Genomic DNA, 24,613 nt, shown 5'->3' with positions numbered 1-24,613 from the left:
TTAAATAGTGCCTGTACTTTTCCATTGAGGATTAAGTACAGGCGAATGATCTTTAAGCCTATTAACTGCTTACCAGTCTTCTTTTCCGACTGGTTCCGCTTCATCCCAGAGTGCTTCAGGCTCGGGTTTTCCGCCATTATATCCAACAAATAACTTTTGAAACGGAGTTAACTTGCTTTTTTGAACTAAAGAAATTCGATTTGGTTCAATCTCTACATCAAGTACAGTATCATCGGTTGCATTGAACCCGGCTTCCTCAAGGATATCTTTTGTAAGTCGGACTGCTTTACTGTTACCCCAACTCTGAAGTTTAGCCTCTCGATGACTAGCTTTCTGCTTGATTTGCGGCATGTGAATCAACTCCTCGGAGTGCTATTTATACATTCAGTATATACGAAGTATCTACATGTAGCAAGCGAAAGCTACTTTAAGATTCTTCTTGTTATAACTCTTTAAAGAGGAAGAATAGACACCATTCGAAAGAGGCTCTTCTAATTAATCTATATGAAACGCATTAAAGAATTACAGAATCAAACAGAGGCGGTCAATGACGGCAGCCGGGGTTTGGTTGATCTCCGAAATGAAAGCCTGCACGTTTTGATGGATAGCTTGGATGGATGAGTAGAACACATTGTACACCACTGACATCTTCAGCCATTTCCAGAGGCCTTCAATCGGGTTGAGGTCCGGGCTGTAGGGCGGCAGAAAGAGAAGTTCCAGGCGCTCCTGCTGTTCGGCCAAAAAAGGCTGGATCAGCTTGGCATGATGGATCCGGGCATTATCAAGGACCATGACGATCTTCCCGGCCGGGTACTGGACCAGCACCTGCTTGAGAAAGCACAGGAACGTTTCGCCATTGAACAGCTGATCCTGTAAACAGAAGACGGCGCCTGTTTCGTAATCCAGCACACCGAGCAGTTTGACGCTTTGATGCTGGCCGGTCGTCGGGATCTTCCGCTGCTTTCCTTTCAGAAACCAGGTATAGCCGATCGCCATGTAGTCGCGAATCGTCGATTCGTCTTGGAAGAGGATCGTGTCGATTTCACCAGACGCTAGTTTTTTTTTACATCTTGGAACCCGGTCCGGAACACTCCCTGTTTAACGGGATCCGCTTTGGCCAATGTATAGGTGGGCCGTGTATGGCTAAACCCGAGGCGTTGGAGAAGGCTCAGCACGTCCCGGTTGGTGTACCGGACATCGAATTCCCGCCGGATCCACTCGCGGACGAGCGGACCGGTCCAATTCATGGTGGTTTTCAATCCGACTTCCGAGGGCGTCCGGTTGAGGACGACCTCATAGACCTGTTCTTCCTGTTCGGGTGTCAACCGGGGAGGCGCGCCGGGGGAATGGCCCATTTTCAGGCCATCCACCCCCAGGGTCCGGTACTTTTTGATGTAGGTGCCAACCGTCTTCTCCGTCAGTTTTTCGATCTTGGCGATTTCCCCGTTCCGGTATCCCTGCAAGTGAAGATGAATGACGTGGATCCGCTGATAGTGGCGGACATTCGTTTCGGTTTTCAGCAGCCGGTGAATCTCTGCGAGTCGCTGTTCCAAGTTGTCATACGTGCAGGGATTCATGGAGTTCCCACCCTTTCGCCAGTCTAGTTAGGGATAGAATTCGACAAAAGATCAGGTAAACCTTTAATGCGTTTCATATAGCTATTTATTTTACTTCTGATAAGTGGTCATATGTAAAACCATCAGCTGTCAAACTCCCTTTTTCGTTCTGCCTTATCAACGTTTGAATGTAACATGTTTTGGAGGAAATCTTCCTTGCGCTCATATTTCCATGAACATAACGAAACCAAGTAACTGAATGCATCTTTTTTGTCATTAAGTTACACTAACAAAAAGAAAGACTCCTGCATCGGCAGGAGTCTAAAGAGCGGTCGTTAAATTGAGCTGACTCGCTATGATGTTTGCTGCATCATCTATCGATTCATAGTATTCAACGACTTGCGCTTGAGTATACGTCAGTTCCAGAACTCTGGTGTCCGGCAGGCACTTGACCTGCATCTAGTCCATCCCCCTCTTGGTGAAGGTTTGCGTAATATTAACCGCGTGTTACTGGAAGATAGTCGTCAAAAGCTCTTTTATATGCTTTAAGTCCACGGTCGATTCCTCTTGTCCATTGCAGAAATAATTAAACTTACTATCTCTAAAAGCCTTATTTCTCTAGCTGACATACCTTTAATCCTCTCTTTGTCCCTCTGCTCGGTTTACGCCATAGCGTTGTTGCTCGGAGTTAACCCTCTAAATTGAACAGTCTGATACAGGGGGCAAGGAATATGAACTAAGCCCCGGTTTTCGGACTACTTAAGCAAAAAGAACGCTTAAGTTGACGTTTCGATAAGATGACTTCGGTACTGTGCGAGGCCACTGAAAAACTCTCCTTTGAAATTAATAGGAGTAAAAAAAGAAGAAAGAATGGTAGATATTCCTTGGGCTAACCTAAACTAATGGGACACAATAAAACACCTTCGAGATGATACACTGGAAACAGGGTTAGAAATCGAAGGTGTTTTTGCATGGGCAAAAACGTGTATTCAAGCGAAGTGAAATGGGCAGTCGTCAAGGGCAAATTGAGCGGTCAATTAACGACAAAAGAGATTATGGAGAAGCATGGCATCAAAAATGAGTCCCAAATCCAAACGTGGATGAGATGGTATCGGGCAAATAAGCTGTATCGCTTTGATCAGCCGATCGGCAAGCAGTATACGTATGGACACGGACCGGAAAGTGCAAGTAAAGAGGAAAAACGGGACCGGCAGATCGCGAACTTGAAAATGGAGAATGAGATCATAAAAAAGTATTTGGAGATGGAAAAGGAGCTGAGAAAAAAATAGTCCTCCAGTTAGTGGGGAAATTCAGAGGGAAATATACCGTAAAAGCGGTCCTGGCGGCCCTTGGCGTACCACGATCTACTTATTACCGGTGGCTGGCCGAAGGCATAGCGGAAACGGTGACAGCTGAGGAAGAAGCGATTATTCAACTATGCCGCCAGACCAAGTATCGTAATGGTCACCGGAAAATCCGACATCTCCTGAAGAACCGGCATGGCATCAAGCTGAATCGGAATACCGTGCAGCGGATCATGCAGAAACACAACCTGCAGTGCCGAGTGAAACCGAAACGGAAATGGAAGTCACAGGGTGAGTCGGTTATCATAGCGCCGAACCTGCTGGTGCGCAATTTCACAGTGGATGCACCAAACAAGAAGTGGGTAACGGATATCACGTACATCCAATACGGCCACACGATACTTTATCTGTCCACGATCATGGACTTGTATAACAACGAAATCGTTGCCTATAAGCTCTATGATCACCAACAGACGCCACTTGTGGCAGATACACTGCGGGAAGCGTTGCGTGTCCGGGGCAATCCTAAAGGCGTTATCGTCCACTCCGACCAAGGGAGCGTCTATACCTCATATGCTTACCAGGAACTGATCCGGAAGGAGCACCTGGTCAGCAGTATGTCCCGGCGCGGCAACTGTTGGGATAATGCGGTCATTGAATCCTTTCATTCCTCGCTTAAGTCAGAGGAATTTCAGTATATCAAGTTCAATTCAATGACCGTTCAAGAGGTCACTGACAAGGTGGAAATGTACCTGAACTATTATAACGAAGAACGAATCCAAGAAAAATTAGGCTACCGGACTCCGAAAGAATTCGGAGCTTTGGCAGCCTAACTAAGGGTGTTTTATCTGTGTCTCATATCACTGGGTCAGTCTACCTGTCTTCTGTCTTCTTTTTTGTTCGATTATTGATCTGCTGTTTCCCTGCGCTCATCCAGTAATCGAAGAATTCGTTTCAAGTTCATCGTAAAAATCGCCATGGCGAGATGGGTCTTATAGCCGAAAAACGAGGTATCCGCTGACTTATGCCCGGTCCATGGATCCTGCGACCGTTTCTTCCAGCAGACGGAGCGATTCCCCGATTTTCGGATTATCAGAAAGACCGGAACCCCCCTTAATCGTGGCGATCAGTTCCTTATAGTAGTTCAGTTCCGCTTTGAGATCATCTTTTGTATTCTTCTTCGGAAATTGTTCCTTCATAGGCTCATTCACTGAATAAATGCTTTTACGCAACTTACAGGGCTGATCCTGCAGGATCTCTTGTGGTTTTTTAGATTATAGCGAGATTGAGTATGGGTAGCATCGACGATAATGGTTTCCGTCTCAATAAGACCATGATTAACCGCTATGGCCACGGTCTTTTTAATGAGGAGGTCTAAGAGATGGGTATCTTGCAGGCGAAGTTTACGGAATTTGATTAACGAACTCGGGTCGATTACCGCTTCCTCTGGAGCCATATCCAGGAAATCTTGTACGAAAGGTCGTACTTGGCGCGTTCGGCCAGATCGACATCTGAAAGGGGATTCATGCTTTTCAGGAAAAGGTATTTAAACATGCGAAGGGGATGGATGGCCATCCGGCCATTATCGGAACAGTACTTCTCCGCTAGTTCCTGTGTCACAAAGGAAAAATCGACAAGCTCATTAATGTGTCGGAAAACGTGATCTTAGGGGATGACAATATCATAAAGAGCTGCATAAGGACTGGGTTTCATGGAAGGTCTATCTGGCATCATGGTTATCCCTCCTTAAATTTAGAACCAGTATATAACAGAAAAACACCGAATCTCTAAAGAGCAGAAATTCGGTGCTTTTTCATGTAGTTTTTCAGTGGCTTGTGCTGTCCCGGTGTCATCTTTTTTAAGTTCCATTGCTTTCGTGTGGAGTCAGTGCCGTTTCTTCGCCTGCCTTTCGAGTTCCTTCAGCTTTTTACCAGTTCAAGCTCCGCTTCCAAGTACTTAATGCGCGCTTCCGCTTTTTCTAGCTTCTTCTCTTTGGGGATATCTTTTGTGGAAAGGCGACCGGTACTCCCTTTCCCATAACGCTCCACCCGGAATCCTTCCTCTCCATATATCTCAAAGATCTTTCTCCAACGATGAAGGGAAGACTTTGCTTTTCTAAAGCCAATTACAGCCAGGTCAAATCCGTTCTCAATAAAGATCTGTGCAAGCCTTTTGCCTGATAAATTCTCTTCCATTACGCGAATTTTGAAGTCAGCTTTGTACTGGATTGCCCGTTCTGAGATTGATGCCACATTTGGATTGTCTTCCAACTGTCTTCTTTGATATTCTTTGAAAAAGATTTTACTCATTTTGACCGTTCCCGTCCTACTCGTTATCTTTCAGTATACCGGGGTCTGAACAGAAAAAACCCGAATGGGGTCACTTTTTTAGTGTGTCCGTCATTCGGGGTTCAGTTCACTTCCTCCGTATGTGGAAATGCACTGTTTTAAATTAAAAGATTTTTGAAATACCCTAAGTAAGTCATCTTCAGATGAAGCTAATTCAAAGTACTGCTTGAGTCTTGAGTGCCAGGCGATGACAGACCGCTATAGCCGTGTTCCTTGGTTTCTCAATCTTTCGATTTGTTCTTCCCGATACTGTAAATAGAAATGTCTAATGTCTGGGTTTTCCTCTAAAAACCGGATAAGACTTCTAAAGCAAAAAGAAGTTTCCTTTCCAATATGATGTTCCATTCCTTCGATTTCCTCATAGGTATTCTCCGATGGGATTTCGAGTATATGGAATAATCTCTCCAATACATGATGCTTGTCTGCTATATCTTTCGCTAAGCTGCTGCCTTTTGGTGTCAGTGTGAACCCTCGATATTTTTCATACTTTACAAGCTCTTTTTCATCGAGCTTTTTTAACATTTTACTTACTGAGGAAGGCAGAACTTCCAACGCAGCGGCTACATCTGCTGCGCGGGCAACCCCCTTTTCCTCAATTAACAGATATATTTTTTCAAGGTAATCTTCCATACTGACAGTTGTCAAGGTCATCTACTCCTTCTATCTTGCTCTTATTTCCAATAAGCTCTAACTAGAAATAGAACTTTGAATGAAGTACTTCCGGTCAAGTGAAACAGGAAACAGGCGGAAAAATTATTTCGAATTTTCAGAAGCTGTTAATCGCTCAACCCTTCAAGGATTGTTTCAATATTCCATTCCATCATCTCGATGTATGATTCCCCTTCTTCTCCGGGTTTTCCAAGCGAGTCAGTAAATACCTCCCCTTTAATCTGGATGCCTGTTTCTCTGGCGACCGTTTCCATGCTTCGCGGATCTATACTCGTCTCTAAAAATAGCGCCTCAATATTCTCATCTTCAATAATATCCACGATACGGGTGATCTGGTTAGGCGTTCCCTGGTTTTCCTGGTTTATTTCCCAAATGTACTCCGCTTGGAAACCGTATGCCTCACTAAAGTATTTAAAGGCGCCTTCACTTGTTACTAGTATGCGTTTTTTTTCTGGTATTTCCTTAAACCGTTCTAGTGCTGCTGCATGAAGAGTTTCCAGTTCAGCAATGTACGCCTCTGCATTTTCTTCATAAACTTTTGCATGTTCAGGATCCACTTTTATCAACGCATCTCTCGCATTTTCGGCATACTGAATCCCATTACGCACATCAAGCCAAGCATGGGGATCTTCTTCCCCTTCGTTCCCTTCTGTTGTTAAGAACATCGGCTCCACACCTTCGCTTAATCGAAAGACAGGAGCCTCTGTTCCTGTTTTTCCAGCCGTTTGCATTAATTTTTCAAACCATGAATTGCCCGCTTCAAGGTTCAGTCCATTGTAGAAAACAATTTCTGCATCGGTTGTTTTCTGGACATCTAACGGGAGGGGCTCATACTCATGTGGATTAGAACCGACCGGTGCCAAGCTATGAATCTCTACTCTCTCACCGCCCACGTTTTTCACAATATCATAAATAATCGAGTAAGTGGTCACTACCTGTAATGGTTCCTCTTCTGCGCTTGTTGTGCTGCTTCCCAGTTGACTGTCTGCACATCCGGTTAAAGTAATCAGGGAAATCAAGCTGAAAAACAAAAGTTTTAGTTTTTTATTCATCGTTATTCTCCTTTTTAGTGAATTTCATCCCAGTACTTCCAGCCGCTTTCTTTTACTCCTTAATTTTCTGCTTACAATTCCTTGTTTCGGGGAGAAAAGAAAGGCCAATAAGAACAAAGCAGTGGAAGTTAAGACAATGGTTGCTCCGGATGCCAGATTGTAAACGAAACTAAAATACAAGCCGATCACCGAGGCTCCAGCACCCAAACCAGCTGAAAGAAAAATCATGATCGACAAACGATCTGTCAGTAAATACGCTGTGGCAGCTGGTGTGATGAGCATGGCCACTACCAGAACAATCCCTACAGTCTGCAAAGAAGCTACCGTCACCATGGTTAGAAGAGTCATCAAAAAGTAATGAATCATTCTCACAGGGAGTCCATAGACTTTCGCCATGGTCGGATCAAAAGAAGTAACAAGAAGTTCTTTATAAAACAGGTAAATCGACAGCAGTACAACTAATCCTATAATTAGCGTAATCCACATATCTGAAGGGCGTACTGCCAATACATTGCCAAATAGAATATGGTATAAATCCGTACTGCTCTCGAGCACAGTAATAAGAATAATACCCAAGGCAAACGCAGCAGAAAATAATATACCAATGGATGCATCATGTTTAATGCGACTATTCTGAGTGACAAAACCGATTCCTATTGCGGTTAATACCCCTGTAAAAACAGCACCGAAGAAAAAATTGATGCCAAGTGCATAGGAAATCGCTACGCCTGGTAAAACGGCATGGGAAATCGCATCTCCCATAAGAGCCATCCCCCTTAAAATGATAAAACAGCCCAGAACTCCGCAAATAATGCCTACCATGATTGAAGTCAATAACGCCTTTTCCAAAAAATTGTACTGGATAAGGCCTTCGATAAATACCATAACTAGTTCACTCCAACTTCCCGTAAAAAGGATAATTCGCGTTCGTAAGCTTTCAGCATCACGTCTGGCTGCAATACTTCACGGGGCTTACCGGTATGGATAACTTTTTTGTTTAATAAAACCACTTCATCAAAATAGTCGTTCGCTTTACTTAGATCATGGTGGACCACCACCACTGTTTTACCTTGCTTGACCAAATTCTTTAAAAGCTGAATGATCGTTTCTTCGCTGGTCATATCAATTCCAACAAAAGGTTCATCTAAAAAAAAGAGATCGGCATTTTGGGCCAATGCCCTGGCCAGAAAGACACGTTGCTGTTGCCCTCCTGAAAGTTCCCCGATTTGCCGATTGTAAAAGTTTTCTAGACCTACTTTCTCTAAACACTCGTAGGCCCATTCTTTTTGTTTTTTCTTTGGGCGCTTAAAGATGCCAAGCTTGGGATAGACCCCCATCAAAACAGCATCAAGCACATGGATTGGAAAATCCCAATCAAATTGACTCCGTTGCGGCACATACGCGATTCTTTTACGACATTCAGTTAAGGGCTTTCCGAGAACTTTAATCTTCCCCTTATCAATCGGCGTAATATTTAATATCGCTTTTAATAAGGTGGATTTTCCAGCGCCATTGGGCCCGATAATGCCTGTTAGATTTCCGGATTTAATTATCAACTCCACATCTTGAAGGGCTTCTTTGCCTTGATAAGACACTTGAACATTCGTTAACTGCACTGCAGAATCCATTTTGTTCCCTCCCACCTTATTATTTCTCAAAGGAATTATTTTTTCCCAAAGGAAACTTTTGCTTAGTTTATATCTTTCATAAGCCTTTGTAAATAAAAAGCACTCAAAATCGTGAAACTGATGATTTAAAATAAAACTTCTTGTGGGAAGAGGAAATTAACGCGGATAATTTTTTAACTTGGTGAGCTTGGGCTGGCTCATGAAAGGGTTGACGAAGCTATTTAAGGGTAGGAGATTGAGGAATTGACGAGCGCATTTTCTTTATTTCAATGAGGAGTGAGCGAGTAGGTTTTCTTTTGATTCCCCCTTCCCGAACGGTATATTGAAAAAATAAGAACGCATGTTTGTATGTGATTGGATGAAAAAAGGAGAGAAGTTCGACCATTATGGCGTCAAGATTCGACTGATGTTGGATGACCGGCAGCTGACCCAAGTGAAAAGGATCTTCGGCTGCCGTCGATTTTTCTATAACCGCTTGCTCGATAAGCGAAGCAAGGCATGTGGTCGGCGAAATGATAAAAAAACAGAAGGAATTCCTGAAGGAAATGAAACAGGCCTTCCCATGGCCCAAGGCAGTGGACAAGTTTGCACTGGAGAAAGCAGTCTTCGACCTCGACGGCGCATACCAGAACTTCTTCGAAAAACGGGCGAAGTACCCGGTGTTCAAGTCCAAGCACAACAAGCAATCATACAAAACGAACCAGACGAACAACAACATCGCGTTATCCGCAGACTTCAAGCAGGTGAAACTGCCGAAACTCGGCTGGGTCCGCTGTGCGTGTTCGGAAAAAGTGCTGCGGCGCGCGAAAAAGCGAAATCACCGCATCAGCAGCGCGACCATTTCAGAGAAAGCGAGCGTCATCACCTGCTCGCTTTTGTTAGAAAAAGAGAAAGCGACGCCAGTCCATCGGCGTTCTGATAAAATCGGTATCGATATGGGGCTAACCTATCTGTTCATCGATTCCAACGGCCATAAAGAGACAAATCCGCGCTATTACGTAAAAACGCAGAAACGGCTGGCAAAACTTCAGCGGAAACTCGCCGAGCAGCAGAGAGGCAGCCACCGCTACTTGAAAACGCAACGAAAAATCGCGAAGCTGCATGCGCTCATCGCCAACCAGTGGAAAGACTTGCACCATAAACTTTCCCAACGCATTACCGACGACAACCAAGTCGTGTACGTAGAGAAGCTGCACGTTCGGGGCATGGTGAAGAACAAGCGGCTGGCGAAGCACATCCAGGACGCCGCCTGGTATCAATCCCGCCGTTTCCTGACGTACAAAGCGGAAAGAAAAGGCGGACAGGTCCTGCTCGTCGACCGTTGGACAGCCACGTCCAGCGTCTGTTCAAATTGCGAAAAAAAGAAGACACTCTTGAACCTGAACGAACGGAAATGGATCTGTGCGGCGTGCCACACCGAACATGACCGCGACATCAACGCAGCGACCAACATCCTGCGTGAAGGACTGAAACAAATCGGGTAACTCCCCCGCTGCCGTTGGAACAGCGGTCGATGCGTATGAAGGGTCGGTAACACCAGGGAACCGGAAGGGGAAGGGGACGACCCGATGAAGTGCAGAAAAGTTTGGAAGGTCCATTACGGTAAACATAACGGAAGGTCACTGCCTTTCGAAGCTCCCCATTTCAATGGGGAATAGTTTACGATTCAGATTGCAAAGCGAGCACGACTGGATGAAAGGCAAGTTGAAAAAACTGCATGAAGAATTAAGTAGTATTCAATGGGCTTTGAACTGAGTAATTGAACCAGTACCGATGTGCTTGTTCAGCTATTTTGCACTATAAGTTCCCAAACAATTTTAGGGGCATTGAAAGACTTCGTACGTGTATAAAGAAAGAGTGAAAGAAGCAATCACGAGAGTGAGATAGCTCAGTGGACTAGCATTCCGAAAGAGAAGACGCAAGAATAGGGAAATTTAAGTAAAGACTTCTGGAGGAATTTCAAAAAATCTATACTAACAATCATCGAAAAAGGATAATTAAGACTCTTAGTTTGGCCTTGTTTATACTTACTAAAACGCTATAAGATACTTTTAAAGTGTGTTAAATTTAATTAACCTCAAAATTAGCTACTGATATAAGGCTGACTTAATCACTGATTATTCATACATGGCTTAAAAAAGTTTCTTTTGCTCTCGTTTGCCTTTTACTGCTCTCCTCCTTCTTCAATTACAATGTTCTTTAACCTGCTAAGTAGATTCAGATAAAGCCGGTGCTAAGAGTCGTGTTTCAGTATCCGTTTGTAGTATGTTCACCTCCGTCTTTGTCGGTTTAAGTGCCTTCGATATTAACCTCCATGCAACATTTGTATCGGTTTTTAGCTTGAAGAGCTCGGAATCAAGCTCATTCTCTATTGCAAAGGGTTTAGTGGAAAAGTTGGGGTCATTATTGGGAGTTGTCGACAGGAATAAGTCGTAAATTAGGCGTGTTGTTTACGCGGGTCTTCATTTCGTCCTTCTTCAGTATAGAAAAAAAGAGGGGAATCGCTCCCCTCTTCCTCCACAAATTTTTATTACTGTACGTTTTCTTCTTTTCTTCTTGCAACGGCAACTCCACCGGCAAGGGCGAGGAACGGAAGGGCCCACAACATCCAAGCCATTTCAGCTGAATCGGCTGTTCCGCCCATGCCGGTTTCCGGCATGCCCGGCATTTCAGTGCTGAACTTCTCCGGCATCTGAGTTACGATGCCACCGGATAAGCCTTTGGCTGCCCCGTACATATGGGCATAAGCACCGCGGATCTCTTCAAATGCAGCCTCGTAATCCTCTGCTGCATACAGATCAAGCGCTGCCGTCAATTGCTCAATATGCGTCTGCAGCCCTTGAGCCATTACCTCAGCCGGTACTTCTCCATCTGTCGCTGTCGCGATGAAGCTAGAGAAGTCTTCTTTGTACATGGAAAGTTCGTCCAACGCGGCCTGTCTTGCCGCTTCATCACCTGCAGCTGTCGCTTCTGTATAATCAACGAAGTAACCGATATGTTCCGACCACATCTCTTCAAAAGCTTGGCCTGCCTCTTCCCCATACACAGAAGCGATGGCTGCCGTTAAATCTTCCGTATTGGCGCTCAATTCCTTGGCGGATGCTTCAAACTCTTCGGATCCGTTCAAGCCATTCTGCATGACGATCGCTGCCAGTCCCGCATGTTCAGACAACAGGTGGTTCAGGTGAGCCCGCAAGTCCCCGGCCGGTGTGTCTGCTTTCGTATTGTTGAACTCATCCGGGAACTGATCCACAATCGCGACGGATAATCCTTTTGCGACCATATGAAGGTGCTCAATCGCTGCTCTTTCATATTCATATGCCTGTTCGAAATCGCCGGCGACGTAGCTGTCAAAAGCGCCGATCAGCTGATTCACATGCACTTGAAGTCCTTCTGCGAGCATTTCTGCTTTCAGCCGTTCATCGGTGGCGCCTTCCAGGAAGCTGGAGAAGTCGGCCCGATATTCCGCTAGTTCATCCAACGCCGCCTGTTTGGCCGCTTCGTCTCCTGCACCGGTGGCTTTCACGTAATCAACAAAGTAGCCGATATGTGCGCTCCACATGTCGTGGAAGGCCTGGCCTGCTTCTTCCCCTTAGACCGAAGTGATGGCTGCCGTCAAATCTTCCGTGTTGGCGCTCAAAGCCATGGCAGACGCTTCAAAGTCGGCTGACCCGGCAGCCCCGTTTCTCATCGTTTCCACTGCGAGGAACCCGTGTTCACTCAGCAAATGGCCTAAAGTGGACCGCAACTCGACGGTTGCCGTTTCGACGGTCGGCTGTCCTTGGCCGTGCATGTTTTCTTCGCCACCCGACGCGGCGACACCCGATGCCATGGGGACTACTAGAGAAAAGCTGAGCGGAATTGCGACCATCCCTTTTTTCCAATTCTTGTTCATGTTCATGTGCGAACTCCTCCTTGTTTTTGATTGCTGTGTTCCATTGCCTCTGATCTGCTTACACCTACTAAACGGATGAAAAACAGATTTAGATCACATTTTTTCAAAAAAAGTTAAAATTTTTTTAAATTCCCCTTGTGTATCCGACTGATGCTATCTTACCTGAATGCAAACCTCTTATTTCGAGATTTTAATGTTTTAAATCTGTTAGCTGTCATTTATTCCTGCCTTCTTTTCGGAATACCGCTTCATGAAGTCATAAGAGCTATTCCTCTTATCAAAAGTTAGGAGTTTGATTAAAAGTTATTGAATACCAAAGCAGTTATAAAATCATCGTGGATTATGCATATACACTAGATGGGTTAGAAAAGTTGTTGAACGTAATATATTATCACGACTACCGACCACTCGTTTTGATGATAAGAGGGCATTGTTTTAAGAAGTTTGGAAAAACGGACACAAATGGCTAGGCCGGAAGAACAAGTAACTGATGAAAGTGTTGTTATGTCACTTGCTGACGCTGGTGATTTAGTTTATTTAACTGGTCTTGGGGATTATCAAGTAATAGGTGGTAGTAAAGTATTTATTCAAATAGTAAACCTATAGAGATTTTCCGTTATCAGCGTTAAATAACTAGAGAATTTCTATTTTTACTATTTATGCAAATTGACCCGATGGAGAAAGGAGTTAGGTTTTTGCCGTTAAAGCAAGAGAGTCAGCACTGAAATATGAATCAGAAATCTTTCAGTCAATCACATGCACCTCTTTATTTTTCAATGTAACCACTACCACTTCCGGACGATTATTGATGCGAAGTGGGAAACTACTATTGCCGAGCCCGCGGGTGATGACTAACTGGGCACCTCCGAACTCGTGCACTCCCTGTGTCAAATCCGGAAAAACTCCCTGTCCTGGAGCAAATAGACCCCCGATCCCTGGAATACGAATCTGTCCACCGTGTGCATGTCCAGAAAATACTACGTCCGCTTCCGATTCCGCGTAAATATCAATTAGTTCCGGCCGATGCGTGAGGAGCAACGTGAAAGTACCCGTGAACGGAATTTCATTGAGAGATTTTTGGACATAATTGTCCATCCTTTCAGAATAACTCATTAACGGATCGTGAATAGTGGAATCTTTCATTGAGCTATGGTTGCTGGCGCTCATCAACGGATCATGAATACCGGCAATATAAATCGTTTCTCCATCCAGTGTCCAATCAACCATTTCGTTTTCTAATATAGTGATTCCTGTTTCTTTAAGTGCGAATAACACTTCTTCAGAACGCCCCTTGGAAATCTCCTGATTGCCAGTAACAAAATAGACTTCTGCGATTTCTTTAAGCCCATTGACTAAAGTTAAAACTGGTTCTAGCTGATAGCTATCGCTGTCTACTAAGTCGCCGGTCACAAAAATCAAGTCCGGCTCTGCACCTGCAACTTTTTTCAGAATTGGAGACTGTTCTTCGCCAAACGTCGTTCTTTGCAAATCCGAAATATGCACAATACGCGCCCCGATAAATGCTTTTGGTATATCAGGTGAAGTAATTGTATACTCTGAGACAGTGATCCATTTATTATTAATCCAAATGAATAGAGCGATGCTTGCAAGTAGTAAGCCCGAGATGACTAACCATTTTTTCAAAACCGTCCCCTCCTGTTTCACATAACGCTGTTCGGCTCAGTATAAAGACAGAAGGTTAAAATATTGTAAACCGGTTACGGAATAGAGGGAAGGAAGTGGTTCGAAAAGCTATTCCTGAGCTAGTTGTATAAAACGTGAAAAAAGCAGGACTTCCTTTCAACATCGGCCACACCCTAGTCGTTAATGGGAGGCAGTAGGAAAGAAAAATTCTGCTTGGACATGTCTCTTTTTGTTCTCGGAAAAGATTTCCCTTTTATCTTATTCAATCATCGTTCAATTTCATCCTTTTGCAGATTGGTCGATTCAATAGCTGTTAAAAAGCTCAATAAAAAAGAGGATACCCTCCATCCTAGCCTTTTTAGGCTGGCTGTTGGGTTATCCTCTTTTGTTCATCAATGCAATCGCTTGCTGGTAGTGCCATCTACTGCATTGTATAAAGGCAAGACATCTTGACGGCCTTTATAATGATAAAAATAGTCAAGTACCCCAAGATAGAGAGCACAGCCCATACGCTTCCGTTCAAAGTCTGATTTTAGATACTGGATATCAGCACTGGAATCAATGAAGCCCGTTTCCACAAATGCTGCTGGCTTTGTATTTTCTCGCAATACATGTAAATTTCCATATCCGAACGGATTTACCCCTCGGTTTTTCAAATTCCACGTCTCCCGTATCCGTGCTTGAAGAAAAATTGCCGATGCACGAGACTCTGCTACATATGGACTGGCGGCATATGCTCCTGCATAGTAGAATCGAAACTTTCGTAGGTTTCTCACTCAATATCACTAAATCCAAGAACCAAAGGAAGTTAAACCGAATTAATCAGTTGGCACAGAATGGCCACTAGAATCATCGACGATCGAACGGTCTAAAAGGTCGTAAGCTAAACAATTGCCCTGGCAATTAGCGGACATAAGAAGCAGTTTATTTCTGGATATTAAGCAGTAACACCTATCCGCTTCGCTTTATTTTAACGCCCCAAGTGAGGATGTCTCCTAATTTTCATCTTTTGCTTACCTATCTATATCCCGCCTAAGCAAAAACACCTTCGAATTCTGTACAATTTAAACCCGTACAATTTCGAAGGTGTTTTATGCTAACTCAGCAGCTTAGGATTTCTTCGTTAGTGGCTGATACTCAAACGGCTTCAATGTTGCTTTAGGAAGCAACATTTTCTGGAAATCGAATGCTTCCAACTTTTGTCCTTCCGCTACCCGCTTTGCCCAATCCTGATTCGCGAGTGCGGCTTTACCGATGGTTACCAGGTCCGCTTTTTCATCGCCCAATACCGCTTCGGCCGCTTCCCCAGTTCCTATTGAGCCATTAGCGATTACAAAGGTTTTTCCGTGTCTTTTCGCTAATTCCACCAGTGTCGGTCCTTCGTTTCCAAAAGCAGGAGATGCGGCATCCGGCTCAGCTATGTGGATATAATCCACACCGGTTTCTTGCAATCGGCTGAAAATCGCTTCAGCTTCCGCCTCCCCGTTCGCCCATTTATGGTCGGCATCGTTCACTTTCGCTTGTGAGATACGGATTCCGACCGGAAAATCGGATCCCACAGCGTGACGGACAGCTTCCGTCACTTGAAGCGCGAGGCGCAGCCGGTTCTCGACCGAGCCGCCGTATTCGTCGTCCCGCTGGTTCGTGTAATCGGTCAGGAACTGATCGAGGACATACCCGTTTGCGCCATGGATTTCCACACCGTCAAATCCGACTTCTTTGGCGTTTTTTGCAGCCGTGACAAATCCTGCGATTACATCATCGATGTCTGCCTGAGTCATTTCTTGCGGTGTCTGGAATTCCCCTTGTCCTCCGTAAAAGCCCAATTGCTCGCCTTTCGGTTTGACGGCGGACGGTCCGGCTGTCTGCTCATTGAAACGATTGCCTTGCGATAAGGCGCCGGCATGCATCAATTGGGAAATAATTTTGGCTCCTTCTTGATGGACCGCTTCGACGACTGGCTTCCACGCTTCCGCCTGTTCCTTCGTCGCAATACCAGGCTGATTCCAGTAACCTTGGCTGTACAATTCATCAGTGTAAGTCCCTTCGGTCAAAATCAGACCGAATCCTCCCCGGGCGAAATTGGCGTAATACTGCGCCATATCCTCCGTGGCCAGTCCGCTTTCTGTTGCACTTGTCCGTGTCATCGGAGCAAGTCCAACCCGGTTCTCCAATTTAATATTGCTCAATTCACCTTCAGAAAACAAAGATGGGAATTTTTCATTGTTCATTGCTTTCACCATTCTTTCTGTGTTTTATTGTAAATCGGTTCAATTCTTTGGTTATCTCAATAGCAATCCGGATTGTTCTAAAGTGATCTTCCTTTAAACCTTTATGTTTCACACTGAATATAATGCAAACATAGAAAGAATCTTACCATGTTGGCAACGTCCATCAAATTTTCGTTTCGTAATTCAAGTCCAAGTCTTCACTTTCCTGCTCGTCTGTTCTCATTCCCGATCCTCCGCCAAGCGGAAGCCGCCGAACTGCCATCGCTTGTCCGGTGGAAAAAAGTTCCGGTACGTTTCCCGGATATGACTGGCAGGTGTAGCGCATGATCCGCCGCGCAGGACCATCTGATTGCTCATGAATTTTGCGTTGTACTCTCCTAAGGCGCCTTCAAGCGGTTTGCTTCTTGGATACGGCGAGTATGCGCTCGCTGTCCATTCCCATACATCACCGAACATTTTTAGGAGGGGTGCCTGTGCGTCTCCCTCAGCCGGCATCGGGTGATACACCTCTTTTTCCATAGTGTTTCCTTGAATGGCGATTCCTTGGGAGGCATATTCCCATTCCGCTTCTGTCGGCAGTCGTTTGCCTTTCCATCTGCTGAACGCATCGGCTTCATAAAAACTAACGTGAGAAACCGGTTCCTCGGTGTGTAATTCCTGGATACCCGACAAAGTAAAGATATTCCAGTTTCCCTGCTCGTCCTTCATCCAATAAAGTGGCGCTTTCCAGCCGTTGTCCTTCACGACGTTCCAGCCGTCCGACAGCCAGTATTCCGATTTCTCATAACCGCCGTCTTCGATGAACGCCAGGTATTCCCCATTTGTGACGGGCTTAGCCGCCAGCTTGAAGGGCTCCAGCCAGACTTTATGCCGGGGGCGTTCGTTATCAAATGAAAACCCCTCCCCGTTATGCCCGATTTCCACCAACCCACCTTCAAATGGGATAAAGTTGCTTTCCTTTCTTCCAACGGCGGGGAGTTCTTCCCTTTTTGTATAAGTTGGAAAAAGCGGATTGACAAAGAAATTGTATTTGACATCCATCAGAATCAGTTCTTGGTGCTGCTGTTCGTGCTGAAGACCCAGGTTCACCAGTTGCTCAATTTCCTGCTGAATCTCCGGTTCCCGCGACTCCGATAATAGCCTCAGTACGTGTTCATTTACGGAAGCACGGTAGCTGATGACTTCCTCCACTGTCGGCCTCGATAAAACGCCTCGCTGATGGCGCGGCTGATAAGGCCCAATGGTGTTGTAATACGAATTGAACAGAAAATCGAAGACAGGATTGAATTCCTCATAATCCGCTTTGAATTCCTTCAAAATCATCCGTTCAAAAAACCAGGTAGTATGAGCGATATGCCATTTCGGCGGACTGACGTCGGGGTGGGACTGAATGATGAAATCCTCTGTTTCGAGTGGCTGTATGAGCTTCAGTGTCCGTTCCCGTACGTCTGTAAAGTGTTTAACTAAAGCGGTGTCGGTCATGCTTGTCATCGTAAAACTCCCCTCAGGCTTTTATTGGATTCGGGATTTCCTCGTACAATGGAATGCGCTGAATTATGTCTTTCATTGATCTGCTCTTCTCTTAGTTTCAGCTTATGTCACTAAAACAACGACTTCCTGTCAGCCAGAAGTCGCTGTTTCTCCTAATTCAGTTTCCTATTTACCGAGGAACAACCTGTTTAACGGTCTTCCCCCGTTCTTTTATCACTTGCTCATCTGGCATCATGACACACTAGATTCAGGCGAACTCAGAGTTCCTTATACACTGTCACGAGATTTGATTGATCCAACTTGGCGCCTATCACGGCACTGATTGCTTTCATCATCGCTTTATCAATCATACGAATCTCTCTTCTTGTTTCTATTTTTTCAAAAGCACGAGGGGATTACTTATCCACGTTTTGCTTGTCCTGGTCGATGACGGTACCTTCCGACGGGATCGGCTTCTGTTTGAACATCCGGGCAAAGTGGATGAGGTTGTAAGCCATAATTTTCGCATGCTGCATCGTGAAGCTGTTCTTTTGACCCTCCGCTTCAATGAAGGAAGGACCCGGCCCTGCTTGACCGACCCAATAGGTATCCACATTTGGCGGTATCGTAAAGCCCATATGACCCAACCCATACAAAATCGATTTGGCACTATCCTTCGCTCCGTCTTCATTGCCAGTTACAATTGCGCCGGCGACCTTGTTATAGTAAATGTACTGCCCCTTGTCATTCGTATCACTGCTTCCTGCGTAGATCCGTTCAATGGCTTTTGTAGCATAGCTGCTCTTCTCCCCCATCCAGATGGGGGTAGCGACGATCAGAATGTCAGCATCTAACACTTTCCGGTGGATTTTCGGCCAATCGTCCCCTTCTCCCGCGTCGACTTTCATCGCGTGCGCAATGTTGTAATCCGCCAGCCGGAGGACTTCGGTCGGCACTCCTTCTTTATCAAAAAACTTGAGCGTTTCATTGATCAGGGCCTCTGTATTTGACGTTTCCGGGCTTTTCTTCAGCGTACAGTTCAACACCAATGCTTTCAGTCGCATGCTTTCTAATTCCATTCTTCTTCCTCCTTTAAATTCACCTAATGTTAGTGCTTTCCCTAAGAGAAGCAGAAGGAAACGGGATAAATTTTCCAACTCACCTTCAGTTAAAGTGAGAAGATGGCATTGAATGACATCCCTTATTGCTTATTGTTCCTGTCAATGAAAGAAAACAGGAAAACCGGAAAGTAGGAAAAGGAATGGCAACCCGGCGAAATGCGGCTCATGCACCAGAATCTGACCAACATGATCGGTGTGATGCGTGAAACAACGAGTGCCCTTATGAGTAAGCTTTAGCTGCAAAAAATCCCGCAGAAAGTCCTACGGGATTTAAAAGCTATTCTTCAATTAATCCTTGTTCAATCAGAAAGTCATGTGCCACGTCTTGCGGCTGTTCTTTGTCGATATCCACGCGGGCATTCATTCCCAGCATCTCTTCCTCGCTGATTTCACCGGCGAGTCCGTTCAGCACTTCTTCCAGTTCCGGATACTCTTCAAGCGTCTCGAGTCGGACGACCGGAGCCGCATCGTATTTCGGGAAGAAGTTCAAATCATCTTTTGTCGTTGCAAGATCGAATAGGCCAATCCGGCTATCCGTCGTGAAGGCTGGGATTACATCCACCGCTCCACTTCGAACCGCTTCGTACATTACTGCTGAATCAAAACTTTCCGTTCCGGCAAAGTTAAAATTGTACGCCTCGGTCAAATCGTCATAGCCGTCCCCCTCACGCTCATAGACGGAGTGAGGTCCTCCGAATACAAGCTCTTGGGAACGGGAAACAGCTGCAAGATCGGAATAGGTTTCAGCTTCAAATCCGCTTTCTTTGGAATAAGCTAATGTATAACCATTTTCAAAACCGAGCGGCTCGAGCCACGTTGCGCCCAATTCCTCCTCGTAACCCGCACGCACCTGCTGGAGCACTTCTTCAGATGACTGCCCGGCTTCTGATTCCATCTTCAGAACATCCTTCAGTCCAGTCCCTGTATATTCCACATACAGATCAATTTCCCCCTGCTCCAAGGCAGGCGTCAGAATTGCCACTTCTCCCAGTCCATCCTCATACTCCACTTCATAATCGGAATGCGCTTCAATATATTGCCCAAGAATATGAGGCAGAATATATTGTTCCGTCCATGGCTTGCCACCAATGACAATCGGCTCAGCCGCTTCTTCTCCGCCGCTGCAGCCTCCAAGAAGCACAGCAGCTGTCAGCATCCCTAATCCTGCTTTTCTCAATTCTTCTCCCCCTGTCGTTTTAACCCCTTCGGTGTGGTTTTCTGCTCAACTAATTTCAGCAGCCAATCAAAAGCAATCGCAAGCAGGGCAACCGGCAATGCTCCTGCAAGCACGAGCGAATTGTTATAGGACTGCAGCCCGCGATAAATAATATCGCCTAAGCCTCCGGCACCGACGAATGTCGCAAGAGTGGCTACACCGACCGTCAGTACCGTTGCTGTCCGGACTCCCGCCATGATGAATGGCAAGGCAAGCGGCAGCTCAATCTTCCAAAGCACTTGGGCAGTCGTCATCCCCATCCCCCGTCCCGCTTCTATTATCGCCCCGTCGACCGCTACGATACCGGCGTATGTATTGCGCAGAATCGGCAGCAGTGCGTATATGATCAAAGCGATCAATGCGGTCGGTGAACCGATCCCGACAACCGGCACCAGGAAACCGAACAGCGCCAGGCTCGGGATGGTCTGGAGAATGGCAGTTACACCGATGACCGGCTCTGCGGCTGTCTCATGTCGTGAAATCAGTATACCTGCCGGCAGTGCAATCACAATGCCAGCCGCTATTGCGATAAACGATAAGAAGATATGCTCAAACAGAGCTGTCTGGATCATATCCTGCCGGGTGATGACCGTGTCGATGAACCCCCTCAAGCGCTCTCACCTTCTTCGGCGAGAAGAGCTTTCAGCAATCTGTTTTCATTCACATACCCAAGCAGCCTTTCTCCTTCCGTGACTGCCAATTGTTTCATGGAACTCCTCTGCAATTGTCTCGCCGCTTCTTCCACTGTGGCTGATGAAGCAATCGGTTCCGCTTCCCCGTGCCACTCACTTTGGAACAGTCCGGAGAATCTGATCAGCTGCTGCTTCCCAGGCGTCTGACGACGATTCAGCCGCTCAAGGCCAATGAACTCTTCCACGAATGGGCTGGCCGGTCGGCTGACAATTTCTGCAGGTGTGCCCGTCTGTTCCACCTTGCCATCTCTCATGATGACAATCCAATCTGCAATCTTCAAAGCCTCGTCCATATCGTGCGTCACGAAAACAATGGTCTTCCGGATTGCTTTTTGTAAGTTGCGGAGTTCATCTTGCAATTGTTCCCGGCTGATTGGATCAAGCGCTGAAAGCGGCTCATCCATCAGCATAATATCGGGATCGCCAGCAAGTGCGCGCACAACACCGATCCGCTACTGCTGGCCACCCGACAATTCAAGCGGATACCGCTGCAAGTAAATATCCGGATCCAGCCCTGTCATCTTCATCAATTCACTGACACGCGCTGCTGTTTTCTCTTTGGGCCAGTTCAATAAGTCAGGCACGAGCGACGCATTCCGGCTGATGGTCATATGCGGAAATAAGCCAATTCGCTGAATCACGTAACCGATTGATCTGCGCAGCGATACGTCATCAAGTGCAGAAACACGTTGCTCTTCTATAAAAACATCGCCTGCTGTCGGTGTCTCCAGCTTATTGATCATCTTCATCAAAGTTGTCTTCCCGCAGCCACTTGGACCGATGATCACTGTGAGCCCACCACCTGGAATTTCAAGTAACAACTCACTGAGCGTTTCAGTTCCATCAGCAAACCGCTTCGTCACTCCCTCAAACCGGATCATGGCTTCCTCCTCATTTCTGCTTTTTTCTATTTTAATGTATCCGGCAACTCCTGGCGATGGGAAATTATGGATATAGGATTAACTAAATAACTTATTCTTCGACGTTCTGCTTACTCTCGTCGATAATGGTTCCTTCTGTCAGAATCGGATGTTGTTTGAACATTTTCATGAAATGCATTAAGTTATATGCCATGATTTTGCATATTGCCGCATAAAAATTTTTTTCTGGCCCTTTACTTCGATGAAGGAAAGTCCTGGCCCTGCGGGGCGGACCCAATAGGTATCTGAATCCGGCAGCACTGTAAAGCCCATATAACCCAAGGCGTATAATATCTACAGAATAGCAATCCCTGTTTTACGTAGTGCCTCCTTCAGGTCATGAGCGCCAAACGTGAGACTGATGAAAAACATCAGGAGAGCCAGCATTGGGTATACGGTCACTTGTATGGCTTTCCCGATTCCCGAAAGGAACAATGCAATGAAAGTCGTCCCAAGAACAAACGACAATAAATCATTTTCCACAACCTGTACCGTTCAAGCATCAACACCGGTCTCCCGCCGCTTGTGCTTCGCAGTAGTTGCCATTATCGCATTGGCGGCGACACATCTTCGACATAGGCATCGATCACCATAGGTTTCTTGCTTTCCTTTGCCTTCGCCAACGCTTCCCGCAGCTCGGCACGTGTTTTGGCGGTATATCCCTGCCCGCCGCAGGCAGTCGCGAACGCTGCGAAATCGATGTTGGCCAGGTGAATATTCGTCGGTGTGTTGCCGATGCTTTTCTGTTCCTCTTCAATCAGCTGGATTTTTTGGTTATTGAAAATCACAATGATCATCGGAAGGTCATATTTAACGGCAGTGACAAAGTCCTGCATGCCCATCGAGAAACCGCCGTCTCCGGCAAGCGCAATCACTTGTTTATCCGGATAGGCCAGCTTCGCTGCAAGAGCGCCCGGCAGTCCGCTCCCCATGGTGGCAAGCCACGCAGACAGCACCAGCTGCTGAGAGGAGAGTTGAAGGTAATGGGCGGACCAGATGGTGACGCTGCCCACATCCAGCGAGATGATGGCATTCGGTTCCAAAATCCGCTGCACTTCCGCGATCACCTGCTGCGGCTGCAGGTGCTCTGTCTCTTCGGCCATCTCGTCCTGCAGCTGCCGGTGCCAGTCATTGCGTTTCCCGATATACTTCTTTAAAAAAGTATCCTCTTTTTCGTTTGCTTCTTCTGTTAGCCAGGCGAGTGTTGGCCCGAGTTCTGCGGCAATTCCCACAGTGGCCGGATAATACTTGCCGATCACCCGCGGGTCGATATCGATTTGGATGGCCGGAGCGTTCGGCGGGAGGTAGTCCCGGTAAGGAAATGCAGTTCCAGCCAGTATCAACAAGTCAGTCTCCTGCATGGCTTCGTACGATTGCTTTGTGCCTAACTGGCCAAGCTGCCCCATGTTTTGCGGATGTTCATCCGGAATCATCCCTTTGGCAGGAAGCGACACAATAATAGGCGCATTGATTTTTTCGGCAAACGCCAGTACTTCAGCCTTCGCGCCCTTAGCGCCTTTACCGGCCAGGATAACCGGGTTCTTCGCTTTCTGAAGCAGTTCAAGCCCTGCCGCCAGGTCTTCTTTTGCAGCCCGAATCCGAGGCCGGGAATAAGCGGAGGAAGTGAGTGTCTTTTGCCTTTTAATTTTTGTGGTGAACAAGTCATCCGGCACAATCAGTACGGCTGGCCCCTTTTCCGCATAAGCGGTCCGGATGGCCTGGTTCAGCAGATCCGGCAGCTGTTCGGCTGATTCCGCACGCCGGTTATAGACCGCCACTTCTTCAAACAGCGATTCCAGCTTCAGTTCCTGAAAGTTATCGGTTCCGACCAATGTGCTGCTTATCTGCCCAACCAGCGCCAGTACAGGGGTTTTGTCTTTCTTTGCATCATACAGCCCGTTTTGGAGGTGAACGGCGCCTGGTCCGGCAATAGAAAGGCATACACCAATTTCCCCGGTCAGCTTTGAATAGGCGGAAGCCGCAAGCGCTCCTGTCTCTTCATGCCGAATCTGGATAAATTGGATCGCCTCCTCCTGGCGCAGCACCTCGAAGAATTCATTGATTGAATCTCCCGGCATCCCGTAAATGCGATTCACCTTCCATTCCTTCAAAAGATCGATGACATACTGACCTGCTTTTTGTTCGGACATAAACATCCCTCTCTCCTGTGTAGTTGTCACTGTCTGTTCTATTTCCGATCATTGCTTTGAATGGCGTGATGATCCCTCTTCTAACAATGGGCAGTAGAAGACTTTCAGGAAGGGCCGATGGGTCTTAACAATAGCGCTCGAAGAGAAAGAAATGTGTACTTCCTCATCAGTTATGAAACAGCTGCTTCTTGCTGTTTTGCTCAATGTCGTTGAGGATCTTATTCTTCGACGGAACGCAAGTCCGCTTAACTGTTCCGTAAGCTCAAACGTTCTGGCTTTCCTTCAATGCATCGCTCAACATCGGTGTATCAGTCGTTTTCAAGTTGCCCCTGTACCGCCATAAAAACACATAGTAATTTTATTTTCCCTAAGAGAATCATCAGGAAACCTGCTCCGCTTTCCAAAGTTGCCCGCCGGAAAAGCTTTTCTCATCGGAAGGTGATGGAGGTGCGTCAGATTTAAGGGCACTGAGCAGCTGTTTCCGCTCTTGTAAAACATCGATGACTTAGCAGTCGCTTCAAACGCGGATAAAGTTCTCGCTCCCAAAACAAAAAACACCTGTTAGTTCACTTAAACAGATCTACAAGCACTCAATATACCAGGCTACAAGTTCCCCCTACCTTCTCAAAAATGCTTCCATGGTTTGCTATTAGATTCAAACCAGTTGACCAGCACTAAATGTCAAAGAATCAACGAAAGTATTTTATACAATCCGTA

General features: G+C 46.2%; 23 protein-coding genes and 2 pseudogenes. 4 read left to right on the top strand and 21 right to left on the bottom strand.

What is annotated here, in order from left to right:
- Positions 1–69 precede the first annotated feature (69 nt).
- The 3 genes from B0X71_RS09030 to B0X71_RS20895 form a co-directional block, all read right to left on the bottom strand.
- Positions 70–351, bottom strand: a complete 282-nt coding sequence (locus B0X71_RS09030) for an AbrB/MazE/SpoVT family DNA-binding domain-containing protein (RefSeq protein WP_077589096.1) — start codon at positions 349–351, stop codon at positions 70–72.
- Positions 352–522: 171 nt separating this feature from the next.
- Positions 523–1,577 (bottom strand): IS630 family transposase gene (locus B0X71_RS09025; protein ID WP_408634126.1). Its coding sequence is split into 2 segments (ribosomal slippage): positions 523–1,062 and positions 1,065–1,577, totalling 1,053 coding nucleotides; the frame shifts between segments, so codons are not numbered across the junction.
- A gap of 300 nt (positions 1,578–1,877) precedes the next feature.
- Positions 1,878–2,015, bottom strand: coding sequence for a hypothetical protein (locus tag B0X71_RS20895; RefSeq protein ID WP_156889831.1), 138 nt, complete (start codon positions 2,013–2,015; stop codon positions 1,878–1,880).
- Positions 2,016–2,527: 512 nt separating this feature from the next.
- On the opposite strand from B0X71_RS20895, the gene B0X71_RS09020 reads away from it, so the two are divergent.
- A protein-coding gene (locus B0X71_RS09020; protein WP_156889830.1) for an IS3 family transposase occupies positions 2,528–3,693 on the top strand; the annotation gives its coding sequence in 2 pieces (ribosomal slippage) (positions 2,528–2,804 and positions 2,804–3,693; 1,167 coding nt in all).
- A 189-nt stretch (positions 3,694–3,882) separates the two neighbouring features.
- Here the strand turns inward: B0X71_RS09020 and B0X71_RS09015 are convergent.
- From B0X71_RS09015 to B0X71_RS08985, 7 genes are all read right to left on the bottom strand, one after another.
- The gene (locus tag B0X71_RS09015; protein ID WP_156889829.1) at positions 3,883–4,059 is read right to left on the bottom strand and encodes a hypothetical protein; all 177 of its coding nucleotides are present in this window, start codon (positions 4,057–4,059) and stop codon (positions 3,883–3,885) included.
- Between the two features lie 235 nt (positions 4,060–4,294).
- Complete coding sequence (locus B0X71_RS21745; RefSeq protein WP_456299478.1) at positions 4,295–4,387, bottom strand: hypothetical protein; 93 nt, start codon at positions 4,385–4,387, stop codon at positions 4,295–4,297.
- 392 nt (positions 4,388–4,779) lie between these two features.
- Positions 4,780–5,169 (bottom strand): hypothetical protein, encoded by a 390-nt coding sequence (locus tag B0X71_RS09005; protein ID WP_156889827.1) that lies wholly within the window; start codon positions 5,167–5,169, stop codon positions 4,780–4,782.
- Between the two features lie 237 nt (positions 5,170–5,406).
- A complete protein-coding gene (mntR, locus tag B0X71_RS09000) occupies positions 5,407–5,859 on the bottom strand; it encodes a transcriptional regulator MntR (RefSeq protein ID WP_077589093.1) in 453 nt (150 codons plus the stop codon).
- Between the two features lie 125 nt (positions 5,860–5,984).
- The gene (locus tag B0X71_RS08995; protein WP_077589092.1) at positions 5,985–6,929 is read right to left on the bottom strand and encodes a metal ABC transporter substrate-binding protein; all 945 of its coding nucleotides are present in this window, start codon (positions 6,927–6,929) and stop codon (positions 5,985–5,987) included.
- 24 nt (positions 6,930–6,953) lie between these two features.
- Positions 6,954–7,814 (bottom strand): metal ABC transporter permease, encoded by an 861-nt coding sequence (locus tag B0X71_RS08990; RefSeq protein ID WP_077589091.1) that lies wholly within the window; start codon positions 7,812–7,814, stop codon positions 6,954–6,956.
- A gap of 2 nt (positions 7,815–7,816) precedes the next feature.
- Positions 7,817–8,557 (bottom strand): metal ABC transporter ATP-binding protein, encoded by a 741-nt coding sequence (locus B0X71_RS08985; protein WP_077589090.1) that lies wholly within the window; start codon positions 8,555–8,557, stop codon positions 7,817–7,819.
- Positions 8,558–8,897: 340 nt separating this feature from the next.
- On the opposite strand from B0X71_RS08985, the pseudogene B0X71_RS21740 reads away from it, so the two are divergent.
- Both B0X71_RS21740 and B0X71_RS21375 read left to right on the top strand, forming a co-directional pair.
- Positions 8,898–9,050: pseudogene (locus B0X71_RS21740) on the top strand (helix-turn-helix domain-containing protein); the annotation flags it as partial.
- Between the two features lie 19 nt (positions 9,051–9,069).
- Positions 9,070–10,041, top strand: a complete 972-nt coding sequence (locus B0X71_RS21375) for an RNA-guided endonuclease TnpB family protein (protein WP_077589089.1) — start codon at positions 9,070–9,072, stop codon at positions 10,039–10,041.
- Between the two features lie 1,046 nt (positions 10,042–11,087).
- Here the strand turns inward: B0X71_RS21375 and B0X71_RS08970 are convergent.
- Positions 11,088–12,119, bottom strand: coding sequence for a copper amine oxidase (locus tag B0X71_RS08970; RefSeq protein WP_332309471.1), 1,032 nt, complete (start codon positions 12,117–12,119; stop codon positions 11,088–11,090).
- A gap of 30 nt (positions 12,120–12,149) precedes the next feature.
- A complete protein-coding gene (locus B0X71_RS21670; RefSeq protein WP_332309470.1) occupies positions 12,150–12,458 on the bottom strand; it encodes a hypothetical protein in 309 nt (102 codons plus the stop codon).
- A 438-nt stretch (positions 12,459–12,896) separates the two neighbouring features.
- On the opposite strand from B0X71_RS21670, the gene B0X71_RS20890 reads away from it, so the two are divergent.
- On the top strand, positions 12,897–13,058 hold the full coding sequence (locus tag B0X71_RS20890) for a hypothetical protein (RefSeq protein ID WP_198038715.1): 162 nt from the start codon (positions 12,897–12,899) through the stop codon (positions 13,056–13,058).
- Between the two features lie 138 nt (positions 13,059–13,196).
- On the opposite strand, the gene B0X71_RS08965 is transcribed toward B0X71_RS20890, so the two are convergent.
- The 9 genes and pseudogenes from B0X71_RS08965 to B0X71_RS08920 all read right to left on the bottom strand — a co-directional run bounded on the left by B0X71_RS08965 (position 13,197) and on the right by B0X71_RS08920 (position 23,896).
- Positions 13,197–14,096: a metallophosphoesterase gene (locus B0X71_RS08965; RefSeq protein ID WP_077589088.1), complete on the bottom strand. Its 900-nt coding sequence runs from the start codon at positions 14,094–14,096 to the stop codon at positions 13,197–13,199.
- Between the two features lie 392 nt (positions 14,097–14,488).
- The gene (locus tag B0X71_RS08960; protein ID WP_077589087.1) at positions 14,489–14,872 is read right to left on the bottom strand and encodes an N-acetylmuramoyl-L-alanine amidase family protein; all 384 of its coding nucleotides are present in this window, start codon (positions 14,870–14,872) and stop codon (positions 14,489–14,491) included.
- Positions 14,873–15,205: 333 nt separating this feature from the next.
- Entirely contained in the window at positions 15,206–16,327 is a 1,122-nt protein-coding gene (locus B0X71_RS08955; RefSeq protein WP_077590954.1) for an oxidoreductase, read from the bottom strand.
- Positions 16,328–16,546: 219 nt separating this feature from the next.
- Positions 16,547–17,818: an ergothioneine biosynthesis protein EgtB gene (egtB, locus tag B0X71_RS08950; RefSeq protein WP_077589086.1), complete on the bottom strand. Its 1,272-nt coding sequence runs from the start codon at positions 17,816–17,818 to the stop codon at positions 16,547–16,549.
- 395 nt (positions 17,819–18,213) lie between these two features.
- A complete protein-coding gene (locus B0X71_RS08945; RefSeq protein WP_077590953.1) occupies positions 18,214–18,861 on the bottom strand; it encodes a flavodoxin family protein in 648 nt (215 codons plus the stop codon).
- Positions 18,862–19,195: 334 nt separating this feature from the next.
- Positions 19,196–20,095: a glycine betaine ABC transporter substrate-binding protein gene (locus tag B0X71_RS08940; RefSeq protein WP_077589085.1), complete on the bottom strand. Its 900-nt coding sequence runs from the start codon at positions 20,093–20,095 to the stop codon at positions 19,196–19,198.
- Entirely contained in the window at positions 20,092–20,706 is a 615-nt protein-coding gene (locus tag B0X71_RS08935; RefSeq protein ID WP_077590952.1) for an ABC transporter permease, read from the bottom strand. The genes B0X71_RS08940 and B0X71_RS08935 overlap by 4 nt, the downstream gene beginning before the upstream one ends.
- Positions 20,707–20,741: 35 nt before the next feature.
- Positions 20,742–21,707: pseudogene (locus B0X71_RS08930) on the bottom strand (ABC transporter ATP-binding protein).
- Positions 21,708–22,291: 584 nt separating this feature from the next.
- Positions 22,292–23,896, bottom strand: a complete 1,605-nt coding sequence (locus B0X71_RS08920; RefSeq protein ID WP_077589083.1) for a pyruvate oxidase — start codon at positions 23,894–23,896, stop codon at positions 22,292–22,294.
- Positions 23,897–24,613 lie beyond the last annotated feature (717 nt).

It is taken from the genome of Planococcus lenghuensis (genome assembly GCF_001999905.1).
GTDB classification, from domain to species: Bacteria; Bacillota; Bacilli; order Bacillales_A; family Planococcaceae; genus Indiicoccus; species Indiicoccus lenghuensis.
The sequence above is the reverse complement of the archived record's forward strand: the minus strand, read 5'-3'. Positions and strand labels throughout refer to the sequence as shown.